Annotated in this window: 16 protein-coding genes; 13 read left to right on the plus strand and 3 right to left on the minus strand. The window is 42.6% G+C overall.

Annotated elements, in window-relative coordinates; genetic code table 11:
- Positions 1 to 280: 280 nt before the first annotated feature.
- The 3 genes from D9603_RS00220 to flgA all read right to left on the minus strand — a co-directional run bounded on the left by D9603_RS00220 (position 281) and on the right by flgA (position 1,805).
- Entirely contained in the window at positions 281 to 709 is a 429-nt protein-coding gene (locus tag D9603_RS00220; protein WP_128729605.1) for a flagellar protein FlgN, read from the minus strand.
- Entirely contained in the window at positions 702 to 1,025 is a 324-nt protein-coding gene (flgM, locus tag D9603_RS00225; protein ID WP_125252075.1) for a flagellar biosynthesis anti-sigma factor FlgM, read from the minus strand. The genes D9603_RS00220 and flgM overlap by 8 nt, the downstream gene beginning before the upstream one ends.
- A gap of 72 nt (positions 1,026 to 1,097) precedes the next feature.
- Positions 1,098 to 1,805 (minus strand): flagellar basal body P-ring formation chaperone FlgA, encoded by a 708-nt coding sequence (gene flgA, locus D9603_RS00230; RefSeq protein WP_128729606.1) that lies wholly within the window; start codon positions 1,803 to 1,805, stop codon positions 1,098 to 1,100.
- A 140-nt stretch (positions 1,806 to 1,945) separates the two neighbouring features.
- Between flgA and D9603_RS00235 the strand changes: the two genes are divergently transcribed.
- The 13 genes from D9603_RS00235 (at position 1,946) to flgL (ending at position 15,209) form a co-directional block, all read left to right on the plus strand.
- Positions 1,946 to 2,878: a chemotaxis protein CheV gene (locus D9603_RS00235; RefSeq protein WP_125252073.1), complete on the plus strand. Its 933-nt coding sequence runs from the start codon at positions 1,946 to 1,948 to the stop codon at positions 2,876 to 2,878.
- Positions 2,879 to 2,893: 15 nt separating this feature from the next.
- Positions 2,894 to 3,727 carry a protein-glutamate O-methyltransferase CheR gene (locus D9603_RS00240; RefSeq protein ID WP_128729607.1) on the plus strand — a complete coding sequence of 278 codons (834 nt, stop codon included), beginning with the start codon at positions 2,894 to 2,896 and terminating at the stop codon, positions 3,725 to 3,727.
- A 674-nt stretch (positions 3,728 to 4,401) separates the two neighbouring features.
- Positions 4,402 to 4,812, plus strand: coding sequence for a flagellar basal body rod protein FlgB (gene flgB, locus D9603_RS00245; protein WP_128729608.1), 411 nt, complete (start codon positions 4,402 to 4,404; stop codon positions 4,810 to 4,812).
- 2 nt (positions 4,813 to 4,814) lie between these two features.
- Positions 4,815 to 5,246, plus strand: a complete 432-nt coding sequence (flgC, locus tag D9603_RS00250) for a flagellar basal body rod protein FlgC (RefSeq protein ID WP_125252070.1) — start codon at positions 4,815 to 4,817, stop codon at positions 5,244 to 5,246.
- A 16-nt stretch (positions 5,247 to 5,262) separates the two neighbouring features.
- Positions 5,263 to 5,943, plus strand: a complete 681-nt coding sequence (locus D9603_RS00255) for a flagellar hook assembly protein FlgD (protein WP_128729609.1) — start codon at positions 5,263 to 5,265, stop codon at positions 5,941 to 5,943.
- A gap of 41 nt (positions 5,944 to 5,984) precedes the next feature.
- Complete coding sequence (gene flgE, locus D9603_RS00260) at positions 5,985 to 7,385, plus strand: flagellar hook protein FlgE (RefSeq protein ID WP_128729610.1); 1,401 nt, start codon at positions 5,985 to 5,987, stop codon at positions 7,383 to 7,385.
- Between the two features lie 123 nt (positions 7,386 to 7,508).
- Complete coding sequence (locus D9603_RS00265) at positions 7,509 to 8,273, plus strand: flagellar basal body rod protein FlgF (protein ID WP_128729611.1); 765 nt, start codon at positions 7,509 to 7,511, stop codon at positions 8,271 to 8,273.
- 16 nt (positions 8,274 to 8,289) lie between these two features.
- Positions 8,290 to 9,078: a flagellar basal-body rod protein FlgG gene (flgG, locus tag D9603_RS00270; protein ID WP_099640599.1), complete on the plus strand. Its 789-nt coding sequence runs from the start codon at positions 8,290 to 8,292 to the stop codon at positions 9,076 to 9,078.
- 16 nt (positions 9,079 to 9,094) lie between these two features.
- Positions 9,095 to 9,778, plus strand: coding sequence for a flagellar basal body L-ring protein FlgH (flgH, locus tag D9603_RS00275; RefSeq protein WP_125252066.1), 684 nt, complete (start codon positions 9,095 to 9,097; stop codon positions 9,776 to 9,778).
- 11 nt (positions 9,779 to 9,789) lie between these two features.
- Positions 9,790 to 10,899, plus strand: a complete 1,110-nt coding sequence (locus tag D9603_RS00280; protein ID WP_125252065.1) for a flagellar basal body P-ring protein FlgI — start codon at positions 9,790 to 9,792, stop codon at positions 10,897 to 10,899.
- Positions 10,900 to 11,003: 104 nt separating this feature from the next.
- The gene (flgJ, locus tag D9603_RS00285) at positions 11,004 to 11,957 is read left to right on the plus strand and encodes a flagellar assembly peptidoglycan hydrolase FlgJ (protein ID WP_128729612.1); all 954 of its coding nucleotides are present in this window, start codon (positions 11,004 to 11,006) and stop codon (positions 11,955 to 11,957) included.
- Position 11,958: 1 nt separating this feature from the next.
- The gene (locus D9603_RS00290) at positions 11,959 to 13,971 is read left to right on the plus strand and encodes a flagellar basal body rod C-terminal domain-containing protein (protein WP_128729613.1); all 2,013 of its coding nucleotides are present in this window, start codon (positions 11,959 to 11,961) and stop codon (positions 13,969 to 13,971) included.
- 2 nt (positions 13,972 to 13,973) lie between these two features.
- Positions 13,974 to 15,209 carry a flagellar hook-associated protein FlgL gene (gene flgL, locus D9603_RS00295; RefSeq protein ID WP_125252062.1) on the plus strand — a complete coding sequence of 412 codons (1,236 nt, stop codon included), beginning with the start codon at positions 13,974 to 13,976 and terminating at the stop codon, positions 15,207 to 15,209.
- Positions 15,210 to 15,436 lie beyond the last annotated feature (227 nt).

Genomic DNA, 15,436 nt, shown 5'->3' on the forward strand with positions numbered 1-15,436 from the left:
ACTGATGGCTTAAACCGATCTCGGGTTAATTAAGAAAATTGGTATAAATTTACGCACCAATCGCTGACTATTGAAAGTGAACTCAGCGTACAGCTAGCACTAAAACTAGCCGCTAGAAACGAATTAATTGTTTGAAGTTCGGGTTAACTACCTATAGCCAAGTGCTTTACTGTTTTTATTAGAACATGGACAAGGTTCTAATAATACGGCGTGCAACTGTTTATAGGAGCGGGGCGACGTTAAATTAGAGCATAAGGCGTGTTTAGGTAAAAAGTACCAATTAAGCTTTAAGGTTCCTTACCAGTTCACCCTCACTGCTCTTGACGTTGCCATCTTGACCATAAGTGACGGATGTTGGTGCACCAATTAAAATACTCTTTAGCTCTCTTGTGCTGACGTTGGCTTGATGAGCTGTTTTGGCGTTAACTTCATTTTTGGTCTGACATTCGGCAAGTAAAGCGCGAACTTTACTCACCAAGGGCACTATCTCAGCGTGCTGAAATACTTTAGGGTCTGTCTGCGCTAGCTCCTTATCGAGCTTTTGAAGTTTAGAAATATAAGAGAGTTTTTCCCGTGCAACCTCTTTGAGGTGGTCGCCACGGCGAGAGGCTAGTTCGTCAAGCTCGCGCGCCAGAAGCTGGGTCATCGCTTCAAGCGTTACAATTTGTTCAGAAAGTTTGTGGTGGCAAAGCCGAACCAAATCATCCATATATTTCAAACTCAAATGCAGCTATGTTCTTCGCCAGTTTTTCGGCATCAACTTGGTATTTGCCTTCAGCGATCGCTTTTTTCAGCTCTTCGACCTTCTTGTCATCGAAGCCTGAAGACTGCTGTGCCTTTTCATTCACAGTTTTTAACTGCTGTGCTTGTGGTGTTAGACTGACGGAATCTGCCGCAGCTTTTGGGGTAGCGGGCGCTTTAGCCGCTGTAGCACTGGCCTCATTTCGTTGCAATTCAGCTTTTTGCTGTTTAACGTTGTTTGCAACGGTGGAGGACTGATTTTGACCGTTAACTTGATTGACCATGATTATAGACCCAATAATATTATACTCTCAGCCATAATATCGGCGCGAAACAGTATTACTTTAGCAAATTTTTCATAAATTCACCTCTACTGTTTCCACTTCTATTACTCTAGCACGTAAGGTTTTGCCTGAGCGAGTATTTTTCACAGTAATTAGTTCACCCCTGTTACCATCTTGCATTGCCTCACCTTGAGTTTTAATAACAAGCCCCCCTGATTTGGCAAAAATAGTAACATTGTCGCCTTTGCAAACCATACAGATATGTGACTGTGTAAATGCCTGCCCTTCACGGATGTTTCTTTTACTACGACTACCAATTAATAAGGTTCGATCTTCTATATATGAAACTCGACGAAACCGTTTAGGCTGCATTTCGACTTTAATGTCATCTTCCGTTATCACTCTACCTTTTTCTAGCATGGTCGCGCTAACTAACACTGGAAACAAGTGTTCAATGCGCACATGCACATACTGTGTCCACCCTTGTAAATCATCACATTTTATTTGAACAGTAACTTGGGTATTAAATGGTGGTGTCGCTGCTGTGCTGTGTACCAGTGGTGCTTGACACACTCTAGTGGGGATTCTTGAGTCAAGTGGTATAGCAAATATTGATAGTTGGCTATCAGGGTCAAGTTCTACCTGTGGAGCAACAAAATCGACAGCAGTTTGTTCCAAGGCTTTGTTGTCATATTGCTGACAGTGGCCATATCCTATGCTTATAAAATGAGCGAACAAACAAAAAAGTTGAATGTAACGGGTTTTTTTTAACAAACTCATGATGTTTCGACTATGCTTATGGGGTGAAACAAGGTATAAAGATTCTGCTTTAATAACTGCACCTAATCAAGGGTGGTAAACCATATCAGAGTCGAAGCAAAGATCGTTCCGATTAGCGGTTTATACAGTAGGAGATTGAAATGGCAGGTATTTTAGACTCGGTTAACCAACGAACACAACTGGTTGGTCAAAACCGTCTCGAGCTATTACTTTTTCGGCTTCAAGGTCGACAACGCTTCGGCATCAATGTGTTTAAAGTCCGGGAAGTGCTGCAATGCCCAGCACTCACAAGTATGCCAAAGTCAAACCCTCTAATCAGGGGGGTAGCCCATATTCGTGGTCAAACTATTTCTGTGATAGACATGTCACTTGCAGTAGGTGGGCCACCTATTCAGGATATTCGCAATTGTTTTATTGTTATTGCTGAGTACAACCGCTCCGTTCAGGGCTTTTTAGTTAGCGCTGTTGAGCGTATCGTCAACATGAACTGGGAAAAAATAATGCCGCCACCGTCTGGTGCAGGCCGTTATTCGTACCTGACAGCGGTAACTGAAATTGAAAATGAATTAGTTGAAATTTTAGATGTAGAAAAGATTCTCAATGAGATCTGTCCAATCAATACAGAAGTGAGTGCCGATATTGTATCTGATGGTGAGATGCAAAAAGATCTTGGTGAACGTATAGTATTCATTGCTGACGACTCAGCTGTTGCTCGTAATCAGGTAAAACGTGCGCTTGAGCCTCTGGGTGTTCAAACCGAGCTGGCTAAAAATGGTAAGGAGGCGTTAATCAGATTACGAGAGATAGCAGAAGTAGACTGTCAAAATAATGTCACTGAGCGCGTTGGATTATTAATTTCTGATGTTGAAATGCCTGAAATGGACGGCTATACATTAACAGCAGAAATAAAAGCGGATCCGAAATTAGCGCCATTGCATGTAATACTTCATACTTCATTGAGTGGTGTATTTAATCAAGCGATGATAGAAAAAGTCGGCGCAGATGATTTTATTGCAAAGTTTAACCCTGATGAGTTGGCAGCAGCGGTTAAAAAATGGGTTCACTGTGATTAAAGCTGGTGGTAGCACTTGGAAAATAAGCATTTAGAGCAAAAAGAGTACGATCAATTTAGAACTTTTTTGGAACAACAGTGCGGTATTGTGCTGGGTGACAATAAGTTATACTTGGTTAAAAGTAGGTTAGCCCCTCTTATGGCTCGTTTCGGTGTGGAAACGCTTTCATCTTTAGTGGCTAAAACGCTTAGTCCACATGAGCGGCAACTGCGTGCCGCCGTGGTTGATGCAATGACCACAAATGAAACGCTTTGGTTCCGCGACACTTACCCATTTGAGCTAATCAAAACCAAAATTTTGCCAGAGTTTAAAGACTTAAGGCGACCGGTAAAGATTTGGTCTGCTGCCAGTTCGTCAGGACAGGAACCGTATTCGATAGCGATGTCGGCGAATGAATATACAAGCAAGAGCCCAGGCTCGCTGAAAATGGGTGTACAAATTGTAGGCACTGACATATCTAACACTATGTTAGATATGTGCAAGAACGCGGAATATGATGCACTTGCACTAGCCAGAGGCTTATCCCCAGAGCGCAGAAAGAAATTTTTCACTGATAGTGGTAATGGCATGGCAAAGGTGGTTGAGCCAATCCGCAAAATGGTGAGCTTTAGGCATTTGAACCTACTTGATTCTTATGCGCTGATGGGAAAGTTTGATGTGATATTCTGTCGCAACGTGCTGATTTACTTTGCACCTGAGGTGAAGGCAAAAATAATTTCGCAGTTTGCGCAATCACTTAATCCAAATGGGTATTTGTTTTTGGGAGCCTCAGAGTCAATGGCCGGGTTAAGCGATGACTTCAACATGATCAGGTGTAATCCTGGTATCATTTATCAGAAGAAAACTTAACACAATAATGGCAGCAGGGAAGCTTGCCTGTTGATTTATTGCGGTACAAAAACGCTGTACCCAGCAGGTGCCTTAAACTTTGACAACAACTTCACTAACTGTAACAGCCTCTGTCATCTAGTGAGCTATTTTTAGACTCTAAATTCTTACCGATAATATTAATCCACTTAACCAATTTGAGCTCGGAATAATAACTTATTATCCAGCCGCTGTGATCCCTAATACCAATTACCTTAATTAAGTGGTCTATTTTGAGGCGAGAAAATCTTGTCAATAACCCTGCTTACGCTGAGGTACCTACGCTCTGTAGGCAGGCAAAAATTTCGCTATTGAGTTGCTCTAAATAAACAAGACACTTTTAACGCAGTTCGCATCAGATTTACTCCTTCAAATTGAGTCGGCATTATACAAACCAGTACCACTCCGCCAAGTTACTTTAAACGCTCTGCCGTTATTTTATTCACATAGGCATACTCTTGAGATTGTCACAATCGTGAAAGTCATCCCTTTAATGCCGATACAAATTCCCTATATTGTACTGTGTAAACTGATACAAAGAATATTAACTGCTATTGATATGCTTCTATCTTGTTGAATTGTAAGGGTTTAAAATAAATTTCTAATTGGCCTGAATATTGCTTTTACCTAATGAGTCAAATTTTTGGAGTGAGATAATGGCAATCAGTTTCGATAAAGCGTTGGGTGTACATCAGTACACAATGCTACTTCGTTCTCAACGTGCTGAAATTTTAGCAAGCAATATCGCAAATGCAGATACTCCAGGATATAAAGCGAAAGATATCGATTTTGCGAGTGCCTTGAAAGCGGCAAAGTCATCGCAAAGAAGCGGCAATGATATGGTCAGAACAGATGCCAAGCACCTAAGTGGTGGTACTAAAATGAGTAATTCATCTGAGCTATATCGTTCGCCAAATCAAGCAGATACAGGTGATGGTAACTCAGTTGATATACAGGTGGAACGAAACTTGTATGTACAAAACGCATTAGAGTACCAAGCCAGTATGCAGTTCCTATCTGGTAAGTTCAAAGGGCTTAAAAAAGCTCTAGGTAGTCAAGGGGCATAACGATGAGTTTATATAACGTTTTTGATATAGCAGGTTCTGGCATGAGTGCACAAAATGTGCGCCTGAATACGACCGCGAGTAATATATCTAATGCAAACTCCGTTAGCTCTAGCCAAGATAAAGTATATCGAGCTAGACATCCCGTTTTTGCCGCTGAACTTACCAAGGCCGCAGCGTCTCAAAGCAATGCTGCCGGTTCATCTGTAGGAGTTAAAGTGCTGGGTGTAGTTGAGAGTGATAAGCCACTTCAAGTGGAGTATAACCCCAATCACCCCAGTGCAGATGCAAATGGCTACATTTATAAACCGAATGTGAATGTGGTGGAAGAGATGGCAAATATGATTTCAGCGTCCCGTTCATATCAAACCAATGTACAAGTTGCAGATGCAGCAAAACAGATGCTGACAAAAACGCTGCAACTAGGCCAGCGCTAATTGGGAGTAACAGCTGATGAGTAATAACGTAAATGCCACATCAACGGGTGTAGATTCACTCTACTGGGACAGGCAAAAGCAGGCCGAGGAGCAAAAGCCCAGAGATGAGTTGTCGCAAGAAGACTTTTTCTCGCTACTTACTCAACAGCTGTCCTTTCAGGATCCGAGTAAACCTGCTGATAACGACCAGATGATTGCGCAAATGACGAGTTTTACAATGGCTGAGGGGATTTCGAAGCTTAATGAGAACTTTGACTCGTTAGCAGCATCCATGACTTCAAACTCGGCATTACAAGCGTCAACATTAATTGGTAAAAAGGCGTTGCTGGAGTCTACGACACTAGAGCATGGTGGAGATTCCTTATCTAAAGGCTCTGTTATTGTTCAAGAGCCGGTACAGAATTTATCCGTAGGAATTTATGACGAAGCTGGTGCGCTGGTGAATACATTAGAGTTCGGTGAGCAAAGCGCCGGTGCTGTGAGGTTTACGTGGGACGGTAAAAATAAAGACGGTGAAACAATGCCTCCGGGTGAGTACACCATCAAAGCTGAAGGGATGGTTGAAGGTGAGTACCAGACACTTCCATCAGCGACATTCAGAAATATAGATAGTGTGAATGTTAATGGTGCAAATGGCATCGTTATTAACACGAAAGAAGGCGCGGTGCGCTTAACTGACATTGCTGAAATAGCATAATAGTTTTAGAGAATTAACCTTAAGAAATTAGAGGTGAGAGTATGAGTTTTAACATAGCATTGACAGGTATTGCGGCCGCGCAAAAAGACTTGGATGTAACAGCAAATAACATCGCTAACGTAAACACCACTGGCTTTAAAGAGTCTCGAGCAGAATTTGCTGATGTATACGCTTCGTCTGTTTTTAGTTCAGGTAAAACGAAAAATGGTGATGGTGTGCAAACCACTATGGTTGCGCAGCAATTTCACCAAGGTTCACTCAAGTTTACACAGAATTCACTTGATTTGGCGATTGAAGGTGAGGGCTATTTTGCCATGTCAAACTCATTACAGTCACAGGACTTCACGTATTCTAGAGCTGGCGCGTTTAAACTCAATAAAGACAACTTTATTGTAAACGCCAAAGGTGACTATTTACAGGGGTTCCCAGTTGACCCCTCAACAGGTGATACCACATCATTGAGTTTGAGTACCACGTCGCCAGTACAAATCCCAGACGCGTCAGGCTCGCCTCGTGCCACATCTCAGATTTATACGTCGTTCAACCTTGATGCAACGGTTCAGCCACCGACGATTGCGTTTGACCCAGAGCAACGCGCGTCATATAACTCCAGAACGGCTATTACCGTGTATGATTCGCTTGGTGAGTCTCATACGCTACAGCTATTTTTCAGAAAAACAGCTGACAATGAATGGTCTACCTATGCAACGTTAGATGACAAACCGTTTAACCATAATGCCAGACAGATTGATCCGACGGCAACGCCACCAATTCCGTATACGCCTGTCAGTGTATTTCGCTTTGATGCCAGTGGTATTCCATCACAGACTGCTGCTGACCCATCAGCAACGCCGCTAGTTTTTAATAATAATACCGGTTCGACTTTTAACCCGCTCAGTCTGGCAGGCCCACAAGACGCAACGGATCCGACAATTGGTATGTCGAATTTGCTTGATAATGGTGCGACTTTCCCCAATGATATTGTTGTAAACTGGCGTGATGAAGCAAACACGGCGCAAAAGCTGCCGACTCAATACTCGTCAGGTCGATTTGAAGTAAAAGCATTGGAGCAAGATGGTGCCACAGTTGGCCGTTTGGCGGGAATTGATATTGGCTCTGATGGTAAGGTAGTTGCATCTTACACTAATGGCGACTCCACTTATTTAGGTCAAGTTGCATTAGTACGTTTTCCAAATTCACAAGGCCTACAAGCGATAGGCAATACTGAATGGAAGAAGAGTCTATCCTCTGGTGAACCACTGGCAGGGGAACCTAACACTGGTACTTTAGGTAGTATTAGCTCTTCAGCCTTAGAGCAGTCAAACGTAAACTTAACTAATGAGCTGGTTGACTTGATAAGCGCACAGCGTAATTTCCAGGCTAACTCGCGAGCACTCGAAGTTAATTCAACATTACAACAGAATATATTACAGATACGATAATATATTATGCCCTCCAAAGGCTGCTTTTCAAGCAGCCTTTTTTATTCCCGTCAAAAACTCCTCGCCATTTTGGCATTGAGCTTGCATTGCTTGTATTAAGTTAGAATTTTATAGGTCATCGTCATGGATAAAATGGTGTATATCGCAATGTCAGGCGCTAAGCAAAGCTTACGCGGTGTGGCGCTAAAAGCGAATAACCTTGCAAATGCCAACACGACTGGCTTCAAAGCGGATTTTGCGCAGGCTCGTTCAATGCAGGCATTTGGTGAAGGGTTACCTACGCGTGTGTTTGCGATGCAAGAGCGCCCTGGAACCAATATGATTGGTGGGGCTATAGTCGAAACAGGTCGGGAGCTAGATATAGCTGTTGATGATAAGTCTTGGATCAGTGTTGTTGACGCATCAGGCGAAGAAGCATATACCAAAGTTGGTACGTTAAATATTCGTAATGATGGTGCGTTAGTTACTGCTCATGGGCGTCAACTTATTGGCGAAGGTGGGCCGATTGTTCTACCCATACCTGTAGATAAAGTGGTGTTTAGCGATGATGGGTCTATTCAAGTTCGTCCTCAAGGAGCGCCTGCTAATTTTCTAGAGGTTGTTGATAGGCTAAAGATTATAGAGGCCGATGGTAGCAAACTAGAAAAAGGAAATGATGGTCTATTCAGACCAAAAGAAGGTACTTTGGAAGATGGGTTTTGCGGTTTTTGTGAAGTATCCCCTACCGCCAAAGTGATGAGCGGCTTCCTAGAAATGTCCAACGTAAATCCAGTTCACGAGATGGTTGATATGATCAATCATCAAAGACAGTTTGAAATGCAAATTAAGCTGATGAAAACAGCTGAAGAAATAGATGAGCGACACACTTCGCTCCTACGCATAGTTTAAGAGTGAGGTAGAAATTATGAATCCTGCATTGTGGATAAGTAAAACCGGTTTGGATGCACAACAAACCGATATTTCAGTTATCTCTAACAACTTGGCTAACGCCAGTACTGTTGGATATAAAAAGAGTCGTGCGATTTTTGAAGATCTGTTATACCAAAATATTAACCAGCCAGGAGGAAGAAGTTCTCAGGATACAGAGTTGCCTTCAGGTCTGATGCTTGGTGCTGGTGCTAAAGTGGTAGCGAACCAAAAGAACTTCTCACAAGGCAACATGTTAAGTACAGAAAATTCTTTAGACTGGATGATCCAAGGCCCAGGCTTTTTTGAGATACAAATGCCGGATGGAACGACGGCCTATTCTCGCAACGGACAATTTACCACTGATGAAGAGGGTCGCGTCGTCACATCAGGTGCAGGCTTCCCGGTACTGCCAGAGATGAACGTGCCTGATGATGCTCAATCAATCACTATTTCTCAGGATGGTGAAGTATCAGTCCGTGTTGCTGGTCAAGCTGAAAATGTTGTTATTGGCCAGTTGACTATTAGTGACTTCATTAACCCTTCAGGTCTAGAGCCGATAGGGCAGAACTTATATACAGAGACAGCGGTAAGCGGTGCTCCAGTGCAAGGTAACCCGAGTGTAGAAGGGCTTGGTAAAATCGTTCAAGGAGCACTTGAGACATCGAACGTAAACGTTACTGAAGAGTTAGTTAACTTGATTGAAACGCAGCGTGTCTATGAAATGAACTCTAAAGTTATCTCATCTGTTGACCAGATGTTGAGCTACATTAACCAGCAGTTGTAACTGGGTAGGGGGTAATATGCGTGCATTATATTTGGCCATAGTAACGGTAGCTGCATTGTCTGGATGTAGTACGACCCAAAACAAAAGTGTGGTGCGTGATGACCCGTATTATGCACCGATTTATCCTGAAGATAACCAAGTACAGATAGTAGCGACAGGATCACTGTTTAATACACAATTTTCAAATGATTTGTATGCAGATAAAAAAGCGTTGAGGGTCGGGGACATTATTACGATCGTGCTGCGCGAGACGACTCAGGCAACAAAAGCAGCTAATTCAGAGTTAGATAAGTCAAGTGACTCAAGCCTAGATCCCATTATTGGTTTGGGTGCCAACGCAATAAACATAGGTAATGAAGCAATTCAGTTTGGTGCGAAATCTAGCTCGTCATTTTCAGGCGATTCGAAGTCGAATCAGTCAAATAGTCTGTTTGGCAATATTTCTGTGAATGTGACACGTGTTCTACCTAATGGAAATTTGGTGATCCGTGGGGAGAAGTGGTTAACACTTAATACCGGAGAAGAGTTTATTCGACTGGAAGGGCTGGTTAGACCGCAAGATGTGACTGCCGATAACACGGTCGAATCTAATCGAGTTGCGAATGCGAGGATCCAATACTCCGGTAAAGGCGATCAACAAGAAGTACAAAGTGCGGGTTGGTTAACTAGTTTCTTCATGAGTGCCATCATGCCATTTTAAGGATGCAGAAAATGATTCAATTTCTTAAGTATTTTCTCTTTAGTTGCGTTACTGCATCACTAATACTTTATCCATCCTTCGCTGCTGCAGAGCGGGTAAAAGACGTCAGTATGGTTGAAGGTGTTCGTTCGAACCAACTAGTGGGGTATGGACTAGTGGTTGGTCTTCCTGGAACTGGGGAGCAAACCAGATTCACAGAGCAAAGCTTCAAAGCAATGCTTAATAGCTTTGGGATCACTATGCCCGCATCGCTTAAGCCGAAAATCAAGAATGTGGCTGCGGTAGCAGTACATGCTGATTTACCTCCTTTTGTGAAGCCTGGTCAAACCATTGACGTGACGGTTTCATCGATTGGTAGTGCTGGTAGCTTGCGCGGCGGTACTTTATTGCAAACCTTCCTAAAGGGGGTTGACGGTAACGTATACGCTATTGCCCAAGGAAGTTTGATTGTTGGCGGGTTAGGTGCAGACGGTGCTGATGGCAGCCGGGTCGTTATTAATACGCCTACAGTTGGACGAGTGGCTAATGGAGCAACTGTTGAGCGAGCAGTCCCAAGTCCATTTACACAAGGTGATTATATTACCTTCAACCTTAATAGACCTGACTTCACAACTGCAAAGCGTCTGGCTGATACCATTAACGATTTGGTGGGACCAAATAGTGCAAAGCCGATGGACGCTGCCTCTGTTAGAGTAATTGCACCGCGCGACCCATCACAGCGTGTCGCCTACCTTTCGACATTGGAAAACCTTGAGTTTAAACCTGCGGACACTGCCGCTAAGATTATTGTCAACTCAAGAACTGGGACTATTGTGATAGGAAAAAATGTCAAACTTCAACCAGCGGCTATTACTCATGGTGGACTGACAGTTACGATTGCTGAACAGCAAAATGTTTCACAACCGAATGAGCTCGCAAATGGTGAAACCGTGGTTACACAGCAAAGTATCATTGATGTGGATCAGGATGACTCTCGTGCATTTGTATTTGACCCAGGCGTTAGCCTTGACGATTTAGTAAGAGCGATTAATCAAGTCGGAGCCGCTCCGGGGGATTTAATGGCGATTTTAGAAGCATTAAAAGAGGCTGGTGCTATAAATGGTCAATTAGTCGTCATATAGTGTTTTATTATTAATCAATTAGTTAGCCTCACAATAGTGAGGCTTTTTTTTGGCTCGTATATTGCATTGTTTGAACTATAGAATTGTAAATAGTGCGTAGTGTTATGAATACCGATCAGTTAAAAAATCAAAGCTTTTTCGATTTAGGGAACCTTGACTCGATCCGTAAAGAGGCACTCAAGGGAGCTGGTGATCAGGGAGCGTCAGATCAAGCGCTGAAAAAAGCTGCACAGCAGTTTGAATCGATTTTCACACAGATGTTATTGCAAAGTATGAGAAAAGCGAATGAAGCGCTGGAAGATAAAGATAGCCCTTTCAACTCTAGTGGCGTGAAATTCTTTGAAGAAATGCACGACCAGCAACTTTCTATGCACTTATCTGAAAAAGGTAGCTTAGGACTTGCAGACCTTATCGTGCAACAACTATCGCCTAATTCTGAGAAGTATAAGCCAGCTTCTGTCCTACGTGCTGACGCTGACATTGCGACCAACCAACCAGCTCCAACAACAATAAAGCGGTCAGATGCTTTGAGCACACAAAATAGTGATGAACAAACAGGGTTTGGTTCGCCTAAAGAATTTGTCGAAAGTGTCTGGAACTATGCGCAGTCAGCTGCGAAAAAGCTGGGGTTAAATCCTGCGGTAATGGTTGCACAAGCAGCATTAGAAACAGGGTGGGGCAAACACATTATTAGCAAACATGATGGTAGCAGCAGTTTTAATCTCTTTAATATTAAGGCTGATAGCCGTTGGGATGGAGAGAGTGCCAAAAAATCGACGCTTGAGTTTGAAGGCGGGTTGCCTGTGAAGAAGCAAGCACATTTTCGTGCTTATCATTCATTAGAGCAAAGCTTTGATGATTATGTCAGTTTTCTCCAAGAAAACCCTAGATATAAACAAGCACTTACCAAAGCCGATGACAGTCATGCTTATCTTGATGAATTACAAAATGCGGGTTATGCAACTGACCCAAATTATGCCAACAAAATTAAGTCTGTTTTAGAACGTATAGATATATCCGATTTGGTATCTGGTGCGTTAACAAAGGGAGTCAGATGAAATGTCATTTGATCTATTAAACATTGGAGCTGCAGGAGTTAGAGCAAACTCAGAATTACTGCAAACTACCAGTAAAAACATCGCAAACCTAAATACTAAAGGTTATATCCGTGAGAGAACGGAACACGGTACGATGATTGGTGGTATGGTTGGTCGTGGTGAAACTGTGCGCCTACTTAATCAGTTCGCACAGCAACAGTTGAACCGAGATATTTCAAACCAATCCTATTACGAGCAGTTTGTGACTGAATCTAGTCGTGTTGATACGTTATTTGCTCAGGAGTCTAACAGCCTGAGTAAAAGCATTAACGCAATGTTTAATAATCTTCAGAGCGCAGTCAACTTACCATCATCTACCACAAATCGCTCTTTGTTTATGACAGGTGCACAGGGATTAATTGATCAAATGGACAGGCTGTCAGGTATTGTGGTTGATCAAAGTAGTATTGTGAATGACCAGCTCGATATTTTTTCGCAAGAGGCAAACAACTTAGTACAAAAAATTAGTGAGTTAAACAAACAAGTTGCGAGCCAGTCAGCGCTTAACCTTAATAGTGTTGATCACAGTGTGCTCAACGAGCGAGACCAAGCAATTAAAGATCTAGCTGAACTGGTAGATATTGAGACACTCGATGGTGAAAATGGCGAAAAGCTTGTTTTTCTTGGCACGGGTGATGCCCTCGTTATGCAAGGAGGTGCGTTTAACTTATTTTCAAATAAAGGAGATCCTGATCCCAACCACAAATCACTTGTTCTGGATATCAAAGATAAAAATGTTGTGCAGTTAGAGTTAGATAGTGGCAGTTTGAAGGGAAAAATAGGTGGATTACTTGCTTTTAGGGACGAAGTATTAATTCCAGCACAAAATCAACTGGGTCAGATAGGACTTGCACTAGCGGATGCCTTTAATCAACAAAATAAGTTAGGGATGGACTTAGACGGTAATATAGGTGGAGACTTGTTTAAAATCCCTACTGTAGGTGGTTTTGCTTATAGCGATAATACCGGCACTGCTGCATTAACGGCAACGCTCGAACCTGGTCGCGGCAATGAGTTGCCTGCGACTGACTTTCAAGTCACTTACACCAGCCCGACAACGGTGGAAATTACCGCAGTAGATGCTAAAGGCAATCCTATTGGTAGCCCTACAACTGGCACCATTGCCGCTGGTGTTATAACGGGTACTGGGGATTATTTTGGTTTGCAAATGAATGTCACCGGTGCTGGGGCAACCGGAGATAAATTTCTAGTAAAACTAAATCAACAAGCGGCTACAAGTCTAGAACTAGCGACACAAAGGCCTGAAGCGCTGGCACTGGCATCGCCTATTCGTACTGAAAAATCTGCTGATAATAACGGAACGGCGACAATTTCAGCGGGTACGGTAACGGATACCGACCCAACAACAAGTGCATTTACGGCCACTACGCCGCCAACATTAAATGATGGCCCGTATACGTTAACTAAAACGGCAAATGCTGATGAGTACACATTGACTAGTGCGTCGGGGGTGAATCACACCTTTACCGCGCCTGCTAATGGTAAAGATATCCTATCGACAGTTGGCGCAGCTCCTGCACCGTTTAATAATCTTGGATTCACATTCGACATTGAAGGAACGCCGAATACAGGTGACAGCTTCAAGATTAGTTTTAATACAGGTGGTTTTGATGATAACCGTAATGGTGCTGCGTTAGATGGCCTGAAGTCGTCAGATTTAGTGAGACAGAATGTGGAGTCTACCGGCAGCACCGAAAGTCATAAAACGTTTAACGAGGCGTATGCCGATATTGTGACGGGTGTTGGTGTTATCACCAACCAGGCAAAAACAAATAGTGCAGCATTTGAGGCGCTTGCTAGCCAATCCAGTGCCTGGTTTGAATCTTTATCTGGCGTAAACTTGGATGAAGAAGCTGCAAACCTATTACGTTTTCAACAATCATATTCAGCATCAGCGCAGGTGATATCTGCAGCTAGAACTGTATTTGATACCTTATTAAGTGCCGCGAGGTAATTATGCGTTTATCTCAAAATCAAATTTTTAATTCAAATCTCAATTCTATTTTGCGTAATCAGCAAGATGTTAATAAAGCCACACAACAGCTTAATACTCAAAAGCGGGTATTGAGTGCGTCAGATGACGCTTCCGCGACCGCCAGAGCAATGTTGTTTGACGATAGAATTCAAGCAAACGATCAGTACACAAAAAATTTAACGATGTTGTCATCGCGGTTGGATACCCAAGAGTCGGTTTTGGAAAATATTAAAACAGCGATAGATAGTGCGTATGCAAAATCCATTCAGGCGGGTAATGGTGGCCTGTCGGATGTTGACCGTGCATCAATTGCTGACGAGTTAGAATCAATCCAAGACACGATTTTGGATTTGATGAACTCCAAAAGTGAAGATGGAAAATTTATATTTTCTGGCTATCAAGACAATACGCAAACTTATAGCTTCGATTCAGCGAGCGGAGAGTATGTTTACAACGGCGACCAAGGTCAACATAAAATAAAAATAGCAGAAAGTGTTGAAGTTCGTTCAAGTGACAACGGCTTTGACGTTTTTGAGAGTGCAGACAAACGCCTCAATATCACCTCAAATACAGGGGTTGTATCTGGCGGGGTGACCTCGGCATCTGTCTATGTTGATGAGCAAGCAGTATTTGATAAATTTCACAAAGCAAACTACAACGCAGACCCTGCCGCTCCTGCAGGAGCGAATACTTTTGATTTAGTCATAGCTGCAGGCACACCAAACACCTATCAGTTGGAGCAAGGCGGTACGGTTATCTCGACTGGTACCTTTGAAGGTAATGCGGTAAAAGTAGCAGGGATGGAATTTAAATATGATGGTGCAGCGCCTGGGCAAATCAGCTTTGATTTAGAAAAGCCCCAGAAAGAAAATATTCTTAACACGTTGGAATCTATGATCACCTCTTTACGAGATCCAAGCATTACGGGTGAAGATTACAAACAAGTACTTGCAGATGGCATTACGGGTTTGGATAACGCAAAGATAAAGGTATCACAGGCTCAAGCAGGACTTGGTGGTAGACTTAATGCTGCAAAACTAGTCAAACAAGCTAACTCCGATCTTGATGTGGATAACAAAGCTAATAAAGCAGCGCTGATGGAAGTTGACTTTTACTCTGCGATTTCTGAGCTTACTAAGCATGAAACCGCCTTGCAGGCCTCTCAAGCTACATTTGGTCGTTTAACTAACCTTTCTTTACTGGACTACATTCGTTAAAACGCAGCCTTTACAGGCTGCTTCCCCTACAACTACTAAAACTTTACCTTTCTCACCCAACAGTTTGAATTATATATAGTTAGTAATTATTTAAGGCTGGTAATGTCTTGCCGTCAAAACTTTGTCAAATAGTTTGGTTTCAAGATAAAAATCTATACTAATCATGATGATAAATTTTTTTAAAAAAAACACTAAAGGAAATATTTTGCCGACCGATAACTTAATTA

Source organism: Pseudoalteromonas sp. PS5 (genome assembly GCF_004103255.1).
Taxonomy (GTDB): Bacteria; Pseudomonadota; Gammaproteobacteria; order Enterobacterales; family Alteromonadaceae; genus Pseudoalteromonas; species Pseudoalteromonas peptidolytica.